The following is a 20824-nucleotide window of genomic DNA, read 5'->3' on the forward strand; positions in this document are numbered from 1 at the left end:
GGAAGCGCTTTCTCCCTGTGCAGACGTGTGCGCCGTCCTGCTGTTCTCGCGTGGTGCGGTGATCCGTGGTGCGTGATCCGTGGTGCGGTGAGCCGTGATGCGTGATCCGTGGTGCGGTGGTTCAGCCCGCGTACGGGTCGGCGACCCGGCCCGGACGGGCGAGGAACTCGAAGTCGCAGCCGGTGTCGGCCTGCGTGATCTGCTCGTTGTAGAGCGCTCCGTATCCGCGCTCGTCACGGGCGGGCGGCGGCGTCCAGTCCGCCCTGCGCCGCTCCAGCTCCGCGTCGTCCACATGGAGATGAAGGGTGCGCGCCTCGACGTCGAGGGTGATCGGGTCCCCGCTGCGCACCAGGGCCAGCGGACCGCCGACGTACGACTCGGGCGCGACGTGCAGCACGCACGCCCCGTAACTGGTGCCGCTCATCCGGGCGTCGGAGATCCGCACCATGTCCCGCACGCCCTGCTTCAGCAGGTGGTCGGGGATGGGCAGCATGCCGTACTCGGGCATGCCGGGGCCGCCCTTGGGTCCGGAGTTGCGCAGCACCAGCACGCTGTCGGCGGTGATGCCGAGGGAGGGGTCGTCGATCGTCCGCTGCATCGTCCGGTAGTCGTCGAAGACGACGGCCGGCCCCGTGTGCTTGAGCAGGTGCTCCTCGGCGGCGATGTGCTTGATGACCGCGCCGTCCGGACAGAGGTTGCCGCGCAGCACGGCGACCCCGCCCTCGGCGGCGACCGGGTCGTGCCGGAGCCGGATGACGTCGTCGTCGTGCACCTTCGCGCCGGCCAGCTGCTCGCGCAGGGTGTCGTGGGAGACCGTCGGCCGGTCCAGGTGCAGCAGGTCGGTGATGCGGGAGAGGAATCCGGGCAGGCCGCCGGCGAAGTGGAAGTCCTCCATGAGGTACTTCCGGCCGCCGGGGCGCACGTCGGCGAGCACCGGCACCGTGCGGGCGATGCGGTCGAAGTCGTCGAGGGTGAGCCGGACGCCCGCGCGGCCTGCCATCGCGATGAGATGGATGACGGCGTTGGTGGAACCGCCGAGACCGAGGACGGTCGTCACCGCGTCCTCGAAGGCCTCCGCGGTGAGGATGTGACTCAACCGGCGGTCCCTGTGGACCAGTTCGACGATGCGCAGGCCGGTCATGGCCGCCATCCGGTCGTGCCCGGAGTCCACGGCCGGGATGCTCGACGCGCCCGGCACCGTGACGCCCAGCGCCTCGGCCGCGGCGGTCAGCGTGGACGCCGTGCCCATCGTCATGCAGTGGCCGGGCGAGCGCGCCAGGCCGCTCTCCAGTTCGGCCATCTCGCAGTCGCCGATGAGGCCGGCCCGCATGTCGTCCCAGTACTTCCACATGTCGGTGCCGGAGCCGAGGACCTCGTTGCGCCAGTGTCCCGGGAGCATGGGGCCCGCCGGCACGAACGCGGTCGGCAGGTCGACCGAGGCCGCCCCCATGAGCAGCGCGGGCGTGGACTTGTCGCAGCCGCCCATCAGCACCGCCCCGTCCACCGGGTAGGACCGCAGCAGCTCCTCGGTCTCCATCGCGAGCAGGTTGCGGTAGAGCATCGGGGTCGGCTTCTGGAAGGTCTCGGAGAGGGTGGAGACCGGGAACTCCAGGGGGAAGCCGCCCGCCTGCCACACCCCGCGCTTCACGGCCTGCGCGCGGTCGCGCAGGTGCACATGGCAGGGGTTGATGTCGGACCAGGTGTTGAGGATCGCGATGACCGGCTTGCCGAGGTGCTCCTCGGGGAGGTAGCCGAGCTGGCGGGTGCGGGCCCGGTGGCTGAAGGACCGCAGACCGCCGGTCCCGTACCACTGGTGGCTGCGCAGTTCCTCGGGCGCCCTCATATGGACCATCCGGCGGCGATGGCGGCCACCTCGGCGCGCTCGCCCTCGGGCAGCCGCCTGCTCGGCGGACGGACCTCGCGGCGGCACAGGCCGAGGGAGGCGAGGGCCTCCTTGACGACGGTGACGTTGTCGGCGGAGCCGTTGGCGGCCCGCAGTTCCTCGAAACGTCTGATCTGCTCCCACACCTTCATCGCGGCCGGGTAGTCGCCCGAGCGGAGGGCCTCGATCATGTTCAGCGAGACGGCCGGGACGACGTTCACCAGCCCGGAGGTGAAACCGGTGGCGCCGGCGGAGAAGTAGGAGGGCGCGTACGGCTCGGCGAGCCCGGCGACCCAGACGAACCGTTCGAGGCCGGCGTCCCGCGCGAACGCGGCGAACCGTGAGGCGTCCGGTACGGCGTACTTGACGCCGATGACGTTCGGGCAGGAGTCGGCGAGCTCGGCGAGGCGTTCGCCGTGCAGCTGCGCGTTGCGGATGTAGGGGACGACGCCCAGCTCCGGCACCGCCTGCGCGATCTCCCGGTGGTAGTCGACCCAGCCGCTCTGCGAGACGTAGGGGTGGACCGGCTGGTGGACCATCACCATCTGCGCGCCCAGTTCCCGGGCGTGCCGGGCGGTGGCCACGGCGGTCGGCACGTCGTGGCCGACGCCGGCCAGGATCACCGCCCGTCCGCCCGCCTCGTCCGCGGTCAGCTCGAGGACCAGCCGGCGCTCCTCGGGGGCGAGGGCGTAGAACTCACCGGTGTTGCCGTTCGGGGTGAGGGTGGTGATCCCGCCGTCGAGCAGTCTGCGCACCAGGGCCCGGTGGGCATCCCGGTCGACGGAGCCGTCCTCGGCGAACGGGGTCACCGGGATGGCCACCACGTCGGCGAGGGCCGCACGCTGCGTCTCGAACGCCACGCTGCTCATTCCCGGCCTTCCTGTTCGGGTGACCGGTCCGTCCCGGCGGTCTCGGGGAACGCCCGGTGCACGAAGGAGGCGATGTGGGCGTGCAGGGCGCGGGCCGCGCCGTCGGCGTCGCCGGCCAGGGCGAGCCGGAGGATCTCGCGGTGCTCGCCTGCCTCCCGCTCCCAGGAGGGCGAGGCGGCCCAGGCGACGGCGGAGACCAGGGCTGCCTGGTCGCGGACCTCGTCGAGCATCCGGCCGAGCAGCGGATTCCCGCACGGCAGATACAGGGCGCGGTGGAACTCCCGGTTGGCGAGAGACCGTTCAGCGGTGTCGGCCGCCTCGTCCGCCATGGTCAGCGCGGAGCGCGCGGCGTCCAGGGAGGCGCCCCGGTGCACGGCCCGCCTGAGCGCCTCGGGTTCGAGGAGCAGACGGACGTCGTACACCTCGCGCGCCATGTCCGCGTCGACCATGCGCACCGTGACGCCCTTGTACTGGCTCATGACGACCAGTCCGGTGCCGGCCAGGGTCTTGAGGGCCTCGCGCACCGGGGTCTTGGAGACCCCGAACTGTGCGGCGAGCTCGGTTTCGACCAGGGCCTGACCAGGCGTCAGACGCCCGGTGAGGATGCGGCGTTTGATCTCCTCCAGCACGTACTGCGTGCGGGACGGGATCGGCGTGGGCACAGAGGTCATGCGCGCCTCTCGGTGTCGCGTATCTGATCTCGCGTATCGCGTCTCATATATGACGTACGAAGTACGACGCGTTGAAGGTAGAAGCGCCTCTGTGTTTCGTCAATGCTTCTGACAAGGAAGTGTCGGAAGGGAAGGAGCCGGGGCGTGTTTCGCGTCCTAGAGCGGGATGGTCTCGCCCTCACGCGCGGTACGGGCCGGTCCGCCGAACGCGACGGCCGCCCGGTCGGTCGCCGCCTTGCGGGTGAGCGTGGGTCCGACATGGGTGATGTACAGCTCGCGCACCCCCGCCTTGCGGGCCGCGTCCCCGGCGTCCTCCGGCGTGAGATGGACCTGCTCGTCCTGTTCGCCTTCGCGATGACCGTCGATGTCCGCCTCGCACAGGAACAGGTCCGCGCCGCCGGCGAGTTCGGTGAGCGCCCCGCACGGGCCGGTGTCCCCGGAGTACGCGAGGACGCTCCCCTGGCACTCGACGCGCAGTCCGTACGCCTCGGTGCCGTGGGCCATCGCGCGCGAGGTGAGCCGCAGGTTCCAGTGCCGCACGGTGTGCCCGTCGAACAGGGCCCGGAAGTCGAGGACGTCGCTGAGGAACCGCACGTCCGACCGGCCGAGGAAGCCCGCGACGCGCCGGGCGCAGTCGAGCGGCGCGTACACCGGGATCGGGGCCGGCGGGGTCATCCCGCCGAAGGCGAACGCGTAGGCGGCGGCGAGGAGATCGGCGCTGTGGTCGGCGTGCAGATGGGAGATCCAGATCGCTGTGAGCCGCTCGGGATCCGTGTGCCGCTGCAACTCGGCGAACGTGCCCGGCCCGGCGTCCACCCATACCTCCGCCCCCGCTCCGCGCAGCAGGTAGCCGGAGCAGGGGCGGCCCGGAGCCGGGTGCGGAGAGGCGGTGCCGAGGACGGTGAGGCTGAGGGGCATGGTCGCGAGCGTACGTTTCGCCCTCGCCCGACGCCCCACGACTACGTCCGTCTACGGCAACCTGATGTCCGCGTCTACGCCCGGCCCGGCCCTCCCCGATCGCGTCCGCTGAGTCCCAGCGCCCGGTCGAGCAGGGGTGCTTCGGCCGGGACGGGGACGACGGGTCCGAAGACCCCGCTCCCGGTGGCGGGGTCGACCGCGCCGGCGAGGAAGGCGTGCGCCGCCGCGAGCGCCGCGGGGTCGGGCTCGTAGGCCTGGCCGGTGGCCCGGGCCAGGTCCCAGCCGTGGATCACCAGTTCGTCGGCGGCGACGGCGGCCGCGACCGCGCCGGGCAGGTCCACGCCGCCGGCCCGGGTCATGCCGGTCCAGGCGGCCGGGTCGCGCCAGGCCTCGGCGAGGGCGTCGAGCGCCTTGGCCAGTTCTTCGCGCCAGCCGGGGCCCACATCGGGCACGGCGGCGTCCGGCGGGGTGTCGGTGGTGGGGCCGAGGTCCTTGCGGGCGGCGTCGCGGAAGGCCACGGCGAGGCCGGCCAGGTGTCCCAGCAGGTTCCGGACGGCGAAGCCGGGGCAGGGCGTCCCGTCGTCGAGCCGGTCGTCGCGGACCGCCTCGGCGAGGCGTGCCACGACGGCGGCCTGCGGGCCGAGGTCGAAGGTGATGGCGGTGTCGGTCATACGGGGTGGACCGGCCGCGCCGCGAGAACTCATCGGGCTCGGCGCGCGTTTCCCGGCCGCCGCGGTCGACGGCCCGTCCCGGGGCTCCCGGGGCGGGCCGCGGACAGGCCCCGGGCAGGCCACGGACAGGCCGCGGATAGGGCACCTGCCCGATGCGCCGCCGGACGCCTTAGGCCCACGATGACCAGGCATGACGAAGAACTGGTCCGTGGTGGGCGTCCTGCGGGACCGCGGCGCGGCGATCTTTCTGACGGCTTCTGTGGTGTCCGGCTTCGGCACCTCCGCGCTGTGGCTGGCGGCCGGCGTGTGGGTCAAGGACCTCACCGGTTCGAACGGACTGGCGGCCCTGTCCGTGCTGGCCCTCTGGGCGCCGACCCTGGCCGGCCCGCTGCTCGGCACCCTCGTCGACCGGGTCCGCCGGCGGCCGCTGCTCCTCGCCGCGAACCTGGGCCCGGCGGCCGTGCTGCCGGTGCTCCTCGTCGCCGGCGTCCCCGGACGGCTGTGGCTGCTGTTCGCGGTGCTGCTCGGGTACGGGGCCGCCGCCGTCGTGGCCGACGCGGCCGAGTCCGCGCTCGTCGCCGCCGTCGTCCCCGCGGGGCTGCTCGGCCACTTCAACGGGCTGCGCACCACGACGACGGAGGGCATGAAGCTGGTGGCCCCGCTGGCGGGTGCGGGGATCTACGCGGCATACGGCGGTCCCGCCGTGGCCCTGCTCGACGCGGCCAGTTTCGTGTGCGCGGCCGGGCTCTACGCGTGCGTGCGGGTCCCCGAGGGGCCCCCGCGGACGGGCGGGCGCGGCCTGCGGGGCGGGACGGCCGAGGGCGTCCGCTTCCTGTGGGGGCACCCGCTGCTGCGCCCCCTGGTGGTGGCGGGCGGCACGACGATGCTGTGCGCGGGCCTCAACGGCGCGCTGCTGTACGCCGTGGTCGAGGGGCTCGGGCGCCCGCCCGCGTACGCCGGCGCGCTCTACGCCGTGCAGGGGGCCGGGTCGGCGGCGGTGGGCCTGCTGTCGGGGCCCGCGCTGCGGCGGTTCGGGGAACGCCGGTTCGCCGCGTGCGGGATCGCCCTGACGGCTGTCGCGGTCGCGGTGCGGGCGGTGCCGTCGGACGCGGTGGCCCTGGGCTGCGCGGCGGCGATCGGGGCGGGGCTGCCGTGCGTGCTGATCGCCGCGCTGACGGCCGTCCAGCGGGAGACCCCCGACGCGCTGCTGGGCCGGGTCGCCGCCACGGCCGGCACCCTGATGTACGCACCGAACGCGATCGGCCTCGCGCTGGGGGCCGCCCTGGTGGAACTGCTGCCGTACCAGCCGCTGCTGGTCGCGCTCGGGCTGGTGCGGCTGGCGACCGTGGTGCCGCTGTTCCGCGGCGGCGCTCAGCGGGCCGCCAGCGCCGCCCGAACGGACGCCAGGTCCCCGTCCGACGCGAGTCCCGCGTGATACAGCCGGATCTCCGTCGCCCCGAACTCCTCCGCCCGCGCCGCGTCGGCCGCGAGCGTGCCCGGACTGCCGCCCATGCCGGAGACGACCGCGAGGTTGGCGGCGAGGACCGTGCCCTGACGGCGGTGCCCGGCGAACGGCGTCAGCAGGCCGGGCCCGCCCGCACAGGGCACCACCACGCCGTCCGCCACGGACAGGATGTGCGCCGGGTCGACGCCCGGGTTGGCGCCGACGTGATGGGTCACGGGGTCGGCGTGCAGCAGGACCTGGAAGCCGTCGGGCGCGGCCGCCCGCACCGCGCTCACCGCCGCCTCCTGGAGGGTGCGGGCCCTGTCGTCGCGCCACGCGCGCGTGGCGGCCGCCGTCTCCTCGCCGAGCAGCTTCTCGACGCCCGCCCAGTCCTGCGCGTCGTCCGCCTCGCCGCGCCACACCGGCTCCAGCGCGTCCCGTACGACGGCGGCCAGCGCGTCGGCGTCCAGCCCCTGTTCGGCGTAACCGGCCCGGCAGAAGGGGCAGAAGCACAGCGCCATCAGGTACTGGCCGGCGTCCCCGAGCCCGACGCCGCCGGTCTTGTCGTGGGCGTGCAGATGCTGGAGGCCGTACCAGCCGAGGGACTCCAGTTCGACGCCGTTCGCGCCGGGGCGCACGGCCGCCTCGGCGGCGAGGTCGACAAGGAACGCGCGCGTGTCGGGCTGGGCGATGCAGGGCGCCCAGGGGTAACGGTCGCCGTAGGCGTTGACGACCGAGGTGTCCGGATGCTCGGCGCCCAGCCGGGAGTTGTGCGCCAGCACCACCCAGGCGTGGACGTCGAGGCCGGCGTCCGCGAGCGCCCGGGCGGCCTCTCCGAAGGCGTCGCCGGGAGCCCAGTCGCCGGCCGGGTACGGGCGCAGGGCGCGGCCCGTCCAGCGGTCGCCGGGCGGATACAGCACGGCCGCGTGCTCGGCGGTGACGACGCGGTGCCGGGGGTGGCGCGGGGTGAGGGCGCGGGTGGAGTGGTAGGCGGAGGCGAGGGTCACCTGTGCCACGCCGAGCCCGGCGATCCGGCCGGGCGCCCCGGGGTCGCCGATGACGTCCCAGGGATAGACGAACGTCGACGCCTTCACTCGGTCTCCTCCTCCAGCAGCGCGTAGCCGCGCTCGATCACCTGGGCGAGCTGTTCGACGTGGTCCTCGCCCGGCTCGTGCAGCGGCGGGCGGACCTCCCCGACCTCGAGGCCGCGCAGCCGCACTCCGGCCTTGACCAGGGAGACGGCGTACCCGTGGGCCTGGGCGCGCAGTTCGACGAAGGGCCGGTAGAACCCGTCGAGCAGCCGGCGGACGGTGCTGTCGTCGCCGTCGGCGAGCGCCCGGTGGAAGGCCACGGCGATCTCGGGCGCGAAGCAGAACACGGCCGAGGAGTAGAGGTCGACGCCCAGGGAGCGGTAGGCGAGCTGGGTCTGCTCCGCGGTCGGCAGCCCGTTGAAGTAGAGGAAGTCGCCGGGCGCCTCGGTGCGCACGGCGCTGATGATCCGCTGCATGAGGCCGAGGTCGCCGAGGCCGTCCTTGAGGCCGACGACGCCCTCGGTGCGGGCGAGTTCGACGACCGTCCGCGGGGTGAAGACGGCGTTGTCGCGCTGGTAGACGATCACCGGCAGGTCGGTCGCCGCCGCCAGCTCGCGATAGTGGCGCAGCAGGCCCTCCTGGGCCGCGACGACGAGGTAGGGCGGCAGCGCCAGCAGGCCGTCCGCGCCGGCCGCCCGCGCCCGGCGGGCGTAGTGCGCGGCGAGCGCGGTCCCGTAGCCGGTGCCCGCGACGACGGGGACCCGGCCGGCGGTCTCGTCGACGGCCGCCCGCACCGCGGCCTCGAACTCCTCCGGCGTCAGCGCGTGGAACTCCCCGGTCCCGCAGCACGCGAAAACGGCGGCGGCGCCGGCCTCGACGCCCTGGCGGACGTGCGCACGGTAGACGTCGAGGTCGAGCGAGCCGTCGGGGCCGTACGCGGTGACGGGGAAGAACAGCGGTCCGCCGGCGGCGCGGAGACGGGCGGCGAGCGGGGCTGGCGTCACGGCACTCCCTGGGACGACACGTGCGTTCCTCTGACCGATGTCCACATTTCTGAACACGCTCAGCCTATGAAGCCCTTTCCTGCCGGGTCAAGCCCGGCACTCCCCCGCGAAAGGCTCAACCGCCTGGTCCGCGGCACACTTGACGCCAAGCGCGAGAGATCCCTAGCGTGTCCACGCATGTGAATCTCGTCCATAGATGAGGCCCGCAGACGCCAAGGAGACCCGAGGATGCCCGCTCCCCGCACCGTCCTGCTCACCGGCGCCGCCGGCGGCCTCGGCACCCTGATGCGGGACCTGCTGCCCGCCTACGGCTACCGACTGCGCCTGCTCGACCTGCGCCCGGTCGACGGCGAGCCCGGGTCGATCGTCGCCGACCTGGCCGACAAGGACGCGGTCCGCGAGGCCGTACGAGGCGTCGACGCGATCATCCACCTCGCGGGCATCTCGCTGGAAGCCCCCTTCGAGAAGATCCTCAAGGCGAACATCGAAGGCACGTACCACCTGTACGAGGCCGCCCGCGAGGAAGGCGTGCAGCGGATCGTCTTCGCCTCCTCCAACCACGCGGTCGGCTTCACCCCGCGCCCCCGGGGCGACGACCCCCTGATCCCCGTCGACACCCCGCACCGCCCGGACACCTTCTACGGCCTGTCCAAGTCCTTCGGCGAGGACCTCGCCCAGCTCTACTGGGACAAGCACGGCCTGGAGAGCGTGTCGGTGCGCATCGGCTCCTGCTTCGCCGAACCGACGAGCGTGCGCATGCTCTCGGTGTGGATGAGCCCGGCCGACGGCGCCCGCCTCTTCCACGCGGCCCTGACCGCCGAGAACGTCGGCCACACCGTCGTACACGGATCCTCGGCCAACACCCGGCTGTGGTGGGACCTCGGCACCGCGCGGGCGCTCGGCTACGAGCCGCAGGACGACTCCGAGCCGTACGCCGAGAAACTGATCGCCGAACAGGGCGAGCTGGACCCGGAGAACATCGCGCACGCATATCTCGGCGGCCACTTCGTCAGCGACCCGCCGATCTGGCCGTACTGACGGCGAGAGCGCGAGGCCGCCGGCGGACGCACCGGGGGCGTTTCGGGGGCACCTCGGGGGCGTCCGCGGGAGGAGTGCTCAGGTAAGGGAACGGCAAAGTGGCCTCGGTCGTTCACGGGATATGACAGCTATGACCCCCGGCTCGAACATCCCTCTCCCCACCGCGCGCGTGGCGGTGGACGTCGCCGCCCCGGTGCGGCTCGACGTTTCGGGCCTGCTGCTCACCGCCGACGGCAAGGTGCGCTCCGACGACGACTTCATCTTCTACAACCAGCCCGCAGGCCCGGGGGTGACCTACCGCTCGGGCGGCGGCACCTCCCCCGACGCCATCGTCGTCGACACCGCCGCCGTCCCGCCCGGCATCGAGAAGATCGTGGTCACCGCGAGCCCCGACGCCGCGGGGCAGACGTTCCAGGGCATCGAACCGACGGCCACGATCCGCAGCGCGGACGACGGCGGCGTCCTCGCCACCTTCACTCCCCCGCGGCTGGGCACGGAGACGGCGCTGGTCGTCGTCGAGATCTACCTGCGCAACGGCGCCTGGAAGGCCCGCGCCGTCGGTCAGGGATACGCCGACGGCCTGGCCGGCATCGCGACCGACTTCGGCGTGACGGTGGAGGAACCGGCGGCCCCGGCCGCCGCACAGGCGCCGCCGGCGCCCGCCACGACGCCCGCCGCCCCCGCGGTCCCCGCCGCCCCGCCGATGCCGCAGGCCCCGCCCCCGCCGGCGCCCGGCACCGGGAAGATCAACCTGGACAAGGGGCGCGTCAGCCTCCAGAAGAACCAGACGGTCTCCCTCGTCAAGGGCGGCCGCCCGCTGCTCACGCAGGTCAAGATGGGCCTCGGCTGGGAGCCCGCGTTCCGCGGCAAGGACATCGACCTGGACGCCTCCGTCATCGCCTACGGCCCGCAGCGCAACCACATCGACAGCTGCTACTTCGGCAAGCTCTCCATCCTCAACGGCGCGATCAAGCACTCCGGCGACAACCTCACCGGCGAGGGCGGCGGCGACGACGAGGTGATCGTCGTCGACCTCGGCCGGCTGCCCCAGGAGGTCAGCGGGCTGATGTTCACGGTGAACTCGTTCTCCGGGCAGAAGTTCACCGAGGTGGCCAAGGCCTACTGCCGTCTGCTGGACGCCTCCAGCGGCGAAGAGCTCGCCCGCTTCGACCTCACCGGCGCCGAAGCGCAGACCGGCGTGCTGATGACCAAGCTGATCCGGCAGTACTCCGGCGAGTGGGAGATGACGGCGATCGGCAGCTTCGTGAAGGCGCGGACCGTGCGCAACATGGTCAAGCCGGGCGCCGAGGCCCTCTGACCCGGAGCTCGCCGAGCAGTCGTCCGGCGCGGGGCGCCCGCCACCACGGGGGCGCCCGCCGCCGTCATCGCGCGGGCCGCAGCCCCTCCGTCAGCAGCGACACATACCGGCGGACGGCGCTCCCGTCCCCGCTCGCCAGCTCCGACGCCGTGGCCAGCCCGTGGGCGAGCCGCAGCACGTCGATCGGGCCGACGTCCGCCCGCAGGGCCCCCTCCCGCTGGGCCGCGTCCACCAGCCGGGCCGCCGCCTCCTTCATGGGCGCGCCGCACGCGCTGACCGCCGCCGCGCCCCCGTCCGTCACGGCGGAGCCCAGCAGCGACTTCATGCCGCGCACCTCGAGCGCCCCGACGCACAGTTCGTTGAGCCACTCCACCAGCGCCTCGCCGGCGGGAAGCCGGGCGGCCAGCTCGTCGGCGCGGGCCGCCAGCGCGTCGAGGCGGTCGAGGTAGGCGGCCTCCAGAAGCGCCTGCCGGGTGGGGAAATGCCGGTACAGCGTGCCGGACCCGACGCCCGCCCGCCTGGCGATGTCGTCGAGAGAGGCGCCCTCACCGTGCTCGGCGAAGGCCTCCGCGGCCACCTTCAGCAGGCGCTCGTAGTTGCGGCGGGCGTCCGCACGCATGGGCCTGACCTGCGGCATCCACACACTCCTCGCGCACCGGGGACTCCCCTCGCACCCTAACCGGCCGCGTCGGCGCGGGACACCGGCCGTGAGCGGTCAGAACAGGGCGCTGTAGGCGTTCAGCGCGGGCTGCCCGCCGAGGTGCGCGTACAGCACGGTCGCGTCGGGGCCGATCTCGCCGCGGCCCACCAGGTCCACGAGTCCGGCCATCGACTTCCCCTCGTAGACGGGGTCGGTGACCATGCCCTCGGTCCGGGCGGCGAGCCGCATCGCGGCCAGCGTCGTCTCGTCCGGGACGCCGTACACGCCGGCGTGGTAGCGCTCGTCGAGTTCGACGTCCCGGGCGGTCAGCTCGCGCCGCACGCCGATCAGCCGGCCGGTGCGCTGCGCGATGCGGGCGATCTGCTCCCGGGTCCTGGCGGGCTCGGCCGAGGCGTCGATCCCGAGGACGCGCCGGGGCCGGCCGCCCTCCTCCTCCAGCGCGGCGAACCCGGCGACCATGCCGGCCTGGGTGGACCCGGTCACCGAGCACACGATCACGGTGTCGAAGAAGACGCCCAGCTCCCGTTCCTGTTCGGCGACCTCGTGGGCCCAGTTCGCGAAGCCCAGGCCGCCGAGCGGATGGTCGGAGGCGCCGGCCGGTACCGCGTACGGCCTGCCGCCCGACTCCTCGACCTCCCGGAGCGCCTGCTCCCAGCTCTCCTTGAAGCCGATCCCGAACCCGGCCCGCACCAGCCGGACGTCGGCGCCGGCGAGCCGGCTGATCAGGATGTTGCCGACCTTGTCGTAGACGGAGTCCGGCCACTCGACCCAGCTCTCCTGCACCAGCACGCACTTCATCCCGGCCCGGGCGGCACAGGCCGCGACCTGGCGGGTGTGGTTGGACTGCACGCCGCCGATCGAGACCAGCGTGTCGCACCCCTGCGCGAGGGCGTCGGCGACCAGGTACTCCAGCTTGCGGGTCTTGTTGCCTCCGTACGCGATCCCGGAGTTGCAGTCCTCGCGCTTGGCCCACAGGGCGGCTCCGCCGAGGTGGGCGGTGAGGCGTTCCATCGGATGGACGGGCGAGGGGCCGAAGAGGAGGGGGTAACGCTCGTACGAGGAGAGGGACACGGTGCCTCCGGGAGCAGGGGATGGGTCGGGGCCCTCGGTCGGGGCTGTCGGTCGGGGTGACCGGTCAGCGCGGCCGATCGGCGCGATCGGTCGACGCACGGTCGCGTGAGCGCCTCGCGTGATCAGTCCGCGCGGTCCGCGCCGGCGTCGGCGCGGCGGCCGGTGCCGTGGGCCCCCTCGGCGTCCTGGGCGTCCTCGGTGTCGGCGAGGTCCGCGAGGGTGCGCCAGATCTCCGCAGTGACCCGGACCGCCTCGTCCACGTCGCCGGCGGCGCACGCCCGGATCAGCCGTCCGTGCAGTCCGGCCGAGCGGCAGGTGCCGCCCTCGCCGAAACGGCGTCGCTCCAGCCGCCGGATGAGGGGGGTGTAACGGGCGACGGTGGCGGCGGCCGCCCGGTTGCCGGCGGCGCGCACGAGGACGTCGTGCAGCTCGTCGTCGGCGCGCAGGGCCGCGTCCACGTCGCCGGCGCGCACGGCGGCGGCGAAGCGCTCGTTGGCGGCGCGCATCCCCTCGACGTCCGCCGCGAACAGCCGGGGCACCGCGATCCGGGTGACCAGCTCATGCATGGCGCCGACCACGGCCGCCGCGTCCCGTACCTCGGAGGCGACGACGGGGGTGACGCGGGTGTAGCTCTGCGGCTTGCTCTCCAGCAACCCCTCGTCGACCAGCCGCGCGAACGCCTCGCGCACCGGCGCCCGGGACAGTCCGAGCCGCTCCGCGAGATCGGCGTCGCGCACCACCGCGCCGGGCGCGATGGCCCCGGCCACGATGGCGTCACGGATCGCCGCGTAGGCGCGGTCCCTGAGCAGCGTGCGTGGTACGGCCTCCATGAACTGAAATGTTAGATATCAGTTCGCCGCGCGACAAGGGCCGGGGGCGAAAGACAGGCGGCCCGCGCCTTCGGTGAAGGCGCGGGCCGCACGGCCGCTGGGGCTCAGGCCGCCCACGGCCACTTCGTGTCGTCGGCGGCCTCCAGCAGGGGCACCATCCGGAAGGCCGCGTCCGACAGCCCGCCGAAGGTGTGCCGGTTCGCCGTGCCCGACGGGCCGTGGCCCGCACGGTACCCGGCCAGGTTCCAGGTGTAGACCGGCACGTGCGCCGGGACCTGGTCGGTCGGGCCGCCGTGGCGGCTGAAGGCGTACTGCTCGTCGGTGACGAGCAGCACCCGGTCGTGGCCCCGGTAGTGCCGGCGCACAGCCTCGGTGGTGTCCGTACCGCCGAGGTCCCCGAAACGCTCCAGAATCTTCAACACAGACTCCCCCTTACGGAACGTGATGGCATTGCTTGTGCTGCCGAACTCGACGAGGTCCGCGTCGGCCGCCCGCAGGGCGAGGGCCGTGCCGAAGACCGCCGCCGCGTCGGCCCGGTTGAGCTCCGAGCGCTCCGACAGCCGCGAGTAGAACATCGAGCCCGACCGGTCGACGAGCACCAACGTGCGCCCGGGCAGCGCGGGCACGTTGGCCAGCGAGTGGCCGAGCGCCCGCTCCAGCGGGTACGCCCAGCGCAGCGAGGGCGCGTGCTGGTACGCGGCGAGGTACCGGAACGGGAACTGCCGCGAGCGCGCGACCTCCGCCGGGTCGCTGATCCTCGCCGCCACCTGGGCGGCGACCTCGTCGGAGACTCCCGCCTCGTCGAAGTTGCGCAGGTTGCGGACCAGCGCCATCGCACCCACGGACGGGATGACCGCCTCCCAGGCCGCCTTGTCCATCGGTCCCTGCAGCCAGCCCGCGAGCGCCTCCCAGGTCATGCCCGCGTCGGCCAGCCGCTGCGCGCCGCCCGCCCCCGTGACGACCCCGCGCCGCTCGGCGGGACGCAGTGCCATCAGGTCGCGGTGCGCCGCGAGGAGCGGCAGCGACCCCGGCACCGCGGCCGTGTCCGGGTGGTGCCGGCGGTCGAGGGCGTACCGGAACAGGTCGCCCTGCCACGGCTTGGCCGGATCCGGTGCGGCGTGCACCAGGTTCAGGACGTCGCCGAAGCGGTAGCCCTTGGACGCCGTGTCGTACTTCAGCAGCGACTTGGCGTGGTAGAGCCGTCGTACGGCGTCGGCGACCCCGCGCTTGACGGGCTTGGGGATGTTCCGGCCGTACGTCGCCGTCCAGTACGCGAGCAGCTCGCCGGGCTCGTCGGGCCGGCGCAGGACGGAGTCCACGACCTGACGGTTCGACGGGCCGGCGGTGGCGCCCGCCGCCAGCCGCGCGTGGACGTACTCGGCGGCGCCGACGAGTGCGGCGGTGCGGAGGTTGCCCTCGCCGCGCAGCCAGCCGAGCAGGCCTGCCGTCCAGTCCGGGTCGGTGACGGCGAGCTCGCGCACCAGCTTGGCGAAGCGGTCGTCGCGGGTCGCGCCGTCCTCGTAGAAGGTCTGCTGGGAGACGAAGTTGGCCACCGCCAGCAGGAAGAGCTCCGAGCGGGCGTCCCGCTCGTGGCCGCGGCCGCCCTGGTGGGTGCGCAGCACCCGGCCCGTGGTGGTCACGGGCGAGGTGGGCTGCGCCTTTCGGGCACGGACATTGAAACGCGCCATGGTGAATTCCCCCGAATTCGATATTCATCGAGTCCGCCGGTCGGCGACTCGTTTTCCGGGGTGGCGCAGCAAAGGGAAGGTGCCCGAGATCAGGGGTCGGCGACGGACTTTGCCAGATGCTCTACCGACTGAGCTACACCGACCCGAAGTCGATGGCGGGACTCGAACCCGCGACCGTCCGATCCAATGAAGTAACCGTTGCCTGCGCACCGGGCACCCACCTCATGCTGCGCCTCCCGAGATCAGTTCGGCGGCGGCATCGGTTTCTGTTGGAGAGAAGTAGCCGCAGCCCGCGCACCGGAAGGTGCTGTGAAGTTGTGGTGTCCAGAGATCGAGGCCGGCGGAACCGACAAGGTGCTCTGCCCCTGAGCTACACCGGCATGTCGTGCCGGCGGCGGGATTCGAACCCGCGGCCTCCCCATTATGAGTGGAAGTAGGTCCTGCCTTCGCACCTGGACGTGCATCACTTTAGGAGGACGGCCGCGGGTCGGGCGAGCGAATTAAATGCCGTTCACCGTTTACCGCTTGTGGCGCTTCCACGGTCCGGTGATCGCCAGCATGATGCCCGGCGTCTGGATGTTGGCGTACAGCGTGTGGCCGTCGGGCGAGAAGGTGACGCCGGTGAACTCGCTGTACTCCGGCGCGTCCTCGGTGCCGATGTTCAACTCGTTGCGGGCGATGGGGTAGGTGCGGCCGCTGTCGGTGGCCCCGAAGAGGTGCTGGACGCCCTCGCCGTCCTCGGCGATGACGAGGCCGCCGTAAGGGGAGACGGTGATGTTGTCGGGTCCGTCGAAGGCGCCGTCGACGGACGGGTCGGGGTTCACGCCGAGGAGCACCTTCAGGGTCAGCGTGCGGCGCTTGGGGTCGTAGAACCACACGGCGCCGTCGTGCTGCACGGGGCTCTCGTCACGGGCGTAGGAGGAGACGATGTACGTGCCGCCGTCGGCCCACCACATGCCCTCGAGCTTGCGGGCGCGGGTGACCTGGCCGGCGGTGAACTGCTTGCGGACCGACACCGTGCGCGCGTCGCGGTCGGGGACGTCGACCCAGTCGACGCCGTACACCGTGCCGGTCTTCGTGGCGCGCGAGAGGTCGTCGACGAACTTGCCGTTCGAGTCGAAGCACTTGAAGGCCTGCAGGACGCCCGCGTCGTCGGCGAGGGTGCGCAGCCTGCCGCGGCCGTGGTGGAAGCCGGCCGGCGGGGTCCAGCGGAAGAGCAGGCCGTTGGGTCCCGAGGCGTCCTCGGTGAGGTACGCGTGGCCGCGCCGGGGGTCGATGACGACGGCCTCGTGGGCGTAGCGACCGAACGCCTTGATCGGCTTGGGGGCGCGGTTGGCGCGGCGGTCGGCGGGGTCGACCTCGAAGACGTAGCCGTGGTCCTTGGTCATGCCGTTCTGGCCGGCCTTGTCCTCGGTCTCCTCGCCGGTGAGCCAGGTGCCCCAGGGCGTGGTGCCGCCCGCGCAGTTGGTGGAGGTGCCGGCGATGCCGACCCACTCGGCGACGTGCCCGCCGGGACGCACCTCGACGACCGTGCAGCCGCCCGCGGCCGCCGGGTCGTAGACCAGGCCCTCGGTGAGCGGGACCGGGTGCTGCCAGCCGGAGCGCGGTCCCTTCAGCTCGTGGTTGTTGACGAGCAGGGTCGCTCCGCGCGGGCCGCAGAAGGCGGCGGTGCCGTCGTGGTTGGACGGGGTGATCTCGCCGGACTCCAGCTTGGTCCGGCCGCTGTACGTGATGACGCGGTACTTGAACCCGGCGGGCAGCGCGAGAAGGCCGTCCGGGTCGGGGAGCAGCGGTCCGTAGCCGACCCCGTGGCGCCCGTCGGCCGCCGTCCCGCGCGACGCGTCCGCGGCGTCCGCGGTGTGGTCGGCGTCGGTGGCGGCGAGGGCGTTGGGCGCGCTGGCGAGGGCGCCTACGCTGCCCGCCAGCGCGACCCCGGCGCCGGTGAGCGCGGACTGCCTGGCGAAGTCCCTGCGGGTGAGCGACATGGTGTGTCTCCTGAGACGGTGAAGTGCCGGGGAGGGGGGTGGACCTCGGTTCGGCGTCACCGTCCCGTCCATGCCTGAACGGGAGTTGAACGGCAGGCGGCTTCGGGGGACCCCCTTTCATGAATCCGTACGCATCAGGTCACGGAAGCTCAAAGAGGTCCCCTGCGGAAGGGTCAGCCGCCCTGTTGGGAGCGCGCCTTGAAGGCGGCCTTGCGGGCTTCCTTCGCGATGCGCTTGTCGGGGTGCAGGCGCCCCATCGCCTCGAGGACGTCGGGGGTGGCCGGGTGGTCGACGCGCCAGGCGGCCGCGAAGAACCCGCTGTGCTGCTGTGCCAGTCCCTCGACGAGGGCCTGCAGCTCCTCGGAGTTGCCCTCGGCCGCGAGCTGTGCGGCCAGCGTGTCGACGGTGAGCCAGAAGACCAGGTCCTCGGACGGGGCGGGCACGTCCGTCGCGCCGATCTCGCTGAGCCAGACGCGGGCCAGGCCGCCGAGTTCGGCGTCGTCGAGGACCTCGCGGACGGCGGGCTCGGCCTGGCCGCCGAGCAGGGACAGGGCCTGCTGGCAGCGCAGCCGGCGCAGCGGGGCGCCGGGGTCCGAGCCGCGGGCGGCGGCCAGCAGCTCCCGTGCGGCGGCGAGCGGTTCCCGGCGGGCCAGCCAGTGCTCGGTCTCGGCGAGGGCGGCGCGCGAGCCGTAGCCGGCGCTGCCGTCGAGGAGGGCGTCGGCGCCCTTGTCGGCGAGGTCGCCGACGGCCGGGGCGTCGAAGCCGGCCTCCAGCAGCCGGGTCCGCATGCCGTAGAGGCCGAGCGGGGTGAGGCGGACCATGCCGTAGCGGGAGACGTCGGTCTCGTCGACCGGGGCGGCGGGCTCCTCTTCGGGGTCCGCCATCAGGGCCTCGTCGACGGGCCGGTAGGCGACGAGGCCGATGGGCTCCAGGAGCCGGAACTGGTCGTCGAGCCGCATCATCGCGTCGGAGACCTGCTCCAGGACGTCGTTGGTGGGCTCGTCCATGTCCCCGGGCACGAGCATGGAGGCGGCGAGCGCGGGGAGCGGGACGGGGCCGTCGCCGGGGCCGTCCTCGCTGGCGGTGAGGAGGTAGAGGTTGCCGAGGACGCCGTCGAGGAACTCGGCCTCGGCCTCGGGGTTCCAGTCGAGCCGGGAGAAGTCGATCTCGCCGCCCTCGTCCATCGCGTCCATCAGCTCGTCGAGGTCGGGCACGGCCGCGTCGGCGAGCACGGCCTCGAGGGCGCCGAGCCAGACGGCGAGGACGTCGTGCGGGGAGCCGGCGGTGAGCAGGGCCAGTTCCTCGCCGGCCGCGACGGCGCCTGCCTCCTCGTCGACGATCTCCACGAGTCCGGCGTCCACCGCGACCCGCCAGGCCTCGCTCGCGTAGGCGGCGGCGTCCTCCCCGGTCAGGCCCAGGGTCTCGGCGGCGGCGGCCAGTTGCTCCTCGACGAGCCCGCCGCCGGCGTCGACCCGGGTGTCGGGGCCGGCCCAGCGGGCGAGCAGAACGGCACGGGAGAGCAACGGCGTGGACAGCGCGTCGCGCGCCAGCTCCGCTTCGGGGTGCAGGCGCACCGGCGGCAGGGGGGAGCTGTCTGACATCGGCTGGTTCTCCTAGGCGCTTCGTGCCACCGGCCCGCTGCGGGCACTGGGCCACTCAGCCTAGACGGATATGGGCGCATGCCGCCCGGTTCATCTCCCGGTCAGGCCGCGTACATGGCCGAAACCTTGACAAGTGGCCTGACCAGGCAGGAGATTGACGCGCGTAGAAATCCAATGGACATGTGTTCACTGTATTTTCTACGCGCGTCGCGGACCGCCCCACCGGTCGCGGCCCCTGCGTCCTGTTTGACCTCGTCCCAGCTCCACCCTCGTCCCGGCGCTCACGTACGTCCCCGGAGGGATTCCGTTGCCGAGCAAGAAGTCCGCGCGTCTCGCCGCGCTCACCGTCGCCGCCGTATGTTCCGCGGCCTCCACCGTCGCCCTGTCCGCACCCGCGCACGCGGAGACGGTGGCCATTCACGACATCCAGGGCACCACCCGGATCTCGCCGTACGCCGGCAAGGCGGTCACGGGTGTGGCCGGAATCGTCACCGGCGTGCGCGCCTACGGGTCGTCCAAGGGGTTCTGGATCCAGGATCCGAACCCGGACGCCGACCCGGCCACCAGTGAGGGCGTCTTCGTCTTCACCAGCTCCGCCCCGAAGGTCGCCGTCGGCGACTCCGTCACCGTCACCGGCACGGTGTCGGAGTTCGTGCCCGGCGGCGCGTCCACCGGCAACCAGTCGATCACGGAGATCACCAAGCCGACGGTGACGGTCGTGTCCAGCGGCAACGCGGTCCCGGCGGCGACCGTCGTGAACGCGCGGTCGGTCCCGGCCGACTACGCTCCGGCAGGCGACGCCGCGGCGGCCAACTCGATCAACGGTCTGACGCTGCGGCCCGGCACGTACGCCCTGGACTACTACGAGTCCCTCGAGGGCATGAACGTCCAGGTCGCCGACGCCCGCGTGGTCACCGCGACCGACCCGTACACCGAGCTGTGGGTCACGGTGAAGCCGCGGGAGAACACCACCCGCCGCGGCGGCACGCTGTACGGCTCCTACACGTCGCAGAACACCGGCCGGCTGCAGATCCAGTCGCTCGGCGCGACGGCCGACTTCCCAGTCGCGAACGTGGGCGACACCCTTGCGGGCGTCACCGCGGGCCCGCTGGACTACAACCAGTTCGGTGGCTACACGCTCGTCGCCAACTCGATCGGCACGCTGAAGAGCGGCGGTCTGCAGCGGGAGACGACGCAGAAGCAGAAGAAGAACGAGCTGGCGGTCGCGACGTACAACGTCGAGAACCTCGACCCGTCGGACGCCTCCTTCGACAAGCACGCCGCCGCGATCGTGAACAACCTGCAGTCACCCGACATCGTGTCCCTGGAGGAGATCCAGGACGACAACGGTGCGACGAACGACGGCACGGTCGCCGCCGACGTCACGGTCGGCAAGCTGATCGACGCGATCGTGGCCGCCGGCGGCCCGAAGTACGACTGGCGCTCGATCGACCCCGTGAACAACGCGGACGGCGGCGAGCCGGGCGGGAACATCCGCCAGGTGTTCCTGTTCAACCCGCAGCGGGTCTCGTTCACCGACCGCGCGGGCGGCGACTCGACCACGGCCGTCGCCGTCTCCAAGGTGCGCGGCAAGGCGCAGCTCAGCGTCTCGCCCGGCCGGATCGCCCCCGCCGACGCGGCCTGGGCGAACAGCCGCAAGCCGCTGGCCGGCGAGTTCGTCTTCCGCGGCCGCACGGTCTTCGTGATCGCCAACCACTTCAACTCCAAGGGCGGCGACCAGGGCCTGACCTCGCAGTACCAGCCGGTGGCCCGCAGTTCGGAGGTCCAGCGCCACCAGCAGGCGACGCTGGTCAACGCGTTCGTCAAGGGCATCCTCGACGTGCAGAAGAACGCGGACGTCGTCGCGCTCGGCGACATCAACGACTTCGAGTTCTCCGGCACCGCGCAGATCCTCGAGAGCGACGGCGCTCTGTGGTCCGCGATCAAGTCGCTGCCCCGCAACGAGCGTTACAGCTACGACTACCAGGGCAACCAGCAGGTCCTGGACCAGATCCTGGTGAGCCCGTCGATCCGGCGCGGCTGCGGCCTCGAGTACGACAGCGTGCACATCAACTCGGAGTTCCACGACCAGATCAGCGACCACGACCCGCAGGTGCTGCGCTTCGAGCCGTGATCGACGGC

General features: G+C 73.0%; 17 protein-coding genes. 4 read left to right on the forward strand and 13 right to left on the reverse strand.

Annotated elements, in window-relative coordinates; translation table 11 throughout:
- Positions 1-121: 121 nt before the first annotated feature.
- From araD to ACH4ZA_RS27385, 5 genes are all read right to left on the reverse strand, one after another.
- Positions 122-1852 (reverse strand): L-arabinonate dehydratase, encoded by a 1731-nt coding sequence (gene araD, locus ACH4ZA_RS27365; protein ID WP_398432096.1) that lies wholly within the window; start codon positions 1850-1852, stop codon positions 122-124.
- On the reverse strand, positions 1840-2751 hold the full coding sequence (locus ACH4ZA_RS27370) for a dihydrodipicolinate synthase family protein (protein ID WP_398432097.1): 912 nt from the start codon (positions 2749-2751) through the stop codon (positions 1840-1842). The genes araD and ACH4ZA_RS27370 overlap by 13 nt, the downstream gene beginning before the upstream one ends.
- Positions 2748-3422 carry a GntR family transcriptional regulator gene (locus ACH4ZA_RS27375; protein WP_319278990.1) on the reverse strand — a complete coding sequence of 225 codons (675 nt, stop codon included), beginning with the start codon at positions 3420-3422 and terminating at the stop codon, positions 2748-2750. Before ACH4ZA_RS27375 ends, ACH4ZA_RS27370 begins: the two co-directional genes overlap by 4 nt.
- A 156-nt stretch (positions 3423-3578) precedes the next feature.
- Positions 3579-4340: an MBL fold metallo-hydrolase gene (locus tag ACH4ZA_RS27380; protein WP_319278989.1), complete on the reverse strand. Its 762-nt coding sequence runs from the start codon at positions 4338-4340 to the stop codon at positions 3579-3581.
- Between the two features lie 74 nt (positions 4341-4414).
- Positions 4415-5011, reverse strand: a complete 597-nt coding sequence (locus tag ACH4ZA_RS27385; RefSeq protein WP_319278987.1) for a TIGR03086 family metal-binding protein — start codon at positions 5009-5011, stop codon at positions 4415-4417.
- Positions 5012-5201: 190 nt separating this feature from the next.
- Here ACH4ZA_RS27385 and ACH4ZA_RS27390 point away from each other — a divergent pair, with 190 nt between their 5' ends.
- Positions 5202-6446, forward strand: coding sequence for an MFS transporter (locus tag ACH4ZA_RS27390; RefSeq protein WP_398432098.1), 1245 nt, complete (start codon positions 5202-5204; stop codon positions 6444-6446).
- Here ACH4ZA_RS27390 and ACH4ZA_RS27395 read toward each other — a convergent pair.
- Both ACH4ZA_RS27395 and ACH4ZA_RS27400 read right to left on the reverse strand, forming a co-directional pair.
- On the reverse strand, positions 6383-7549 hold the full coding sequence (locus ACH4ZA_RS27395) for a hypothetical protein (RefSeq protein WP_398432099.1): 1167 nt from the start codon (positions 7547-7549) through the stop codon (positions 6383-6385). The genes ACH4ZA_RS27390 and ACH4ZA_RS27395 overlap by 64 nt on opposite strands.
- Positions 7546-8490, reverse strand: a complete 945-nt coding sequence (locus tag ACH4ZA_RS27400; RefSeq protein ID WP_398432100.1) for a 5-dehydro-4-deoxyglucarate dehydratase — start codon at positions 8488-8490, stop codon at positions 7546-7548. The genes ACH4ZA_RS27395 and ACH4ZA_RS27400 overlap by 4 nt, the downstream gene beginning before the upstream one ends.
- A 228-nt stretch (positions 8491-8718) precedes the next feature.
- Between ACH4ZA_RS27400 and ACH4ZA_RS27405 the strand changes: the two genes are divergently transcribed.
- Both ACH4ZA_RS27405 and ACH4ZA_RS27410 read left to right on the forward strand, forming a co-directional pair.
- Positions 8719-9528 (forward strand): NAD(P)-dependent oxidoreductase, encoded by an 810-nt coding sequence (locus ACH4ZA_RS27405; RefSeq protein ID WP_319278981.1) that lies wholly within the window; start codon positions 8719-8721, stop codon positions 9526-9528.
- A gap of 130 nt (positions 9529-9658) precedes the next feature.
- Positions 9659-10846, forward strand: a complete 1188-nt coding sequence (locus ACH4ZA_RS27410) for a TerD family protein (RefSeq protein ID WP_319278979.1) — start codon at positions 9659-9661, stop codon at positions 10844-10846.
- Positions 10847-10910: 64 nt separating this feature from the next.
- Here the strand turns inward: ACH4ZA_RS27410 and ACH4ZA_RS27415 are convergent, their stop codons facing one another.
- The 6 genes from ACH4ZA_RS27415 to ACH4ZA_RS27440 all read right to left on the reverse strand — a co-directional run bounded on the left by ACH4ZA_RS27415 (position 10911) and on the right by ACH4ZA_RS27440 (position 18682).
- Entirely contained in the window at positions 10911-11483 is a 573-nt protein-coding gene (locus tag ACH4ZA_RS27415) for a TetR/AcrR family transcriptional regulator (RefSeq protein WP_398432101.1), read from the reverse strand.
- A gap of 78 nt (positions 11484-11561) precedes the next feature.
- Positions 11562-12578 (reverse strand): 1-aminocyclopropane-1-carboxylate deaminase, encoded by a 1017-nt coding sequence (locus ACH4ZA_RS27420; protein ID WP_398432102.1) that lies wholly within the window; start codon positions 12576-12578, stop codon positions 11562-11564.
- A gap of 122 nt (positions 12579-12700) precedes the next feature.
- Positions 12701-13408, reverse strand: coding sequence for a GntR family transcriptional regulator (locus ACH4ZA_RS27425; RefSeq protein ID WP_398432103.1), 708 nt, complete (start codon positions 13406-13408; stop codon positions 12701-12703).
- Between the two features lie 104 nt (positions 13409-13512).
- Positions 13513-15096 carry a TROVE domain-containing protein gene (locus ACH4ZA_RS27430; protein ID WP_398432104.1) on the reverse strand — a complete coding sequence of 528 codons (1584 nt, stop codon included), beginning with the start codon at positions 15094-15096 and terminating at the stop codon, positions 13513-13515.
- 518 nt (positions 15097-15614) lie between these two features.
- Entirely contained in the window at positions 15615-17081 is a 1467-nt protein-coding gene (locus ACH4ZA_RS27435; RefSeq protein WP_398432105.1) for an alkaline phosphatase PhoX, read from the reverse strand.
- 173 nt (positions 17082-17254) lie between these two features.
- Complete coding sequence (locus ACH4ZA_RS27440) at positions 17255-18682, reverse strand: hypothetical protein (protein ID WP_319278971.1); 1428 nt, start codon at positions 18680-18682, stop codon at positions 17255-17257.
- Between the two features lie 307 nt (positions 18683-18989).
- On the opposite strand from ACH4ZA_RS27440, the gene ACH4ZA_RS27445 reads away from it, so the two are divergent.
- On the forward strand, positions 18990-20816 hold the full coding sequence (locus ACH4ZA_RS27445) for an endonuclease/exonuclease/phosphatase family protein (protein WP_398432106.1): 1827 nt from the start codon (positions 18990-18992) through the stop codon (positions 20814-20816).
- Positions 20817-20824: the final 8 nt, after the last annotated feature.

This window comes from Streptomyces sp. NPDC020597, from assembly GCF_044335095.1.
Taxonomy (GTDB): domain Bacteria; phylum Actinomycetota; class Actinomycetes; order Streptomycetales; family Streptomycetaceae; genus Streptomyces.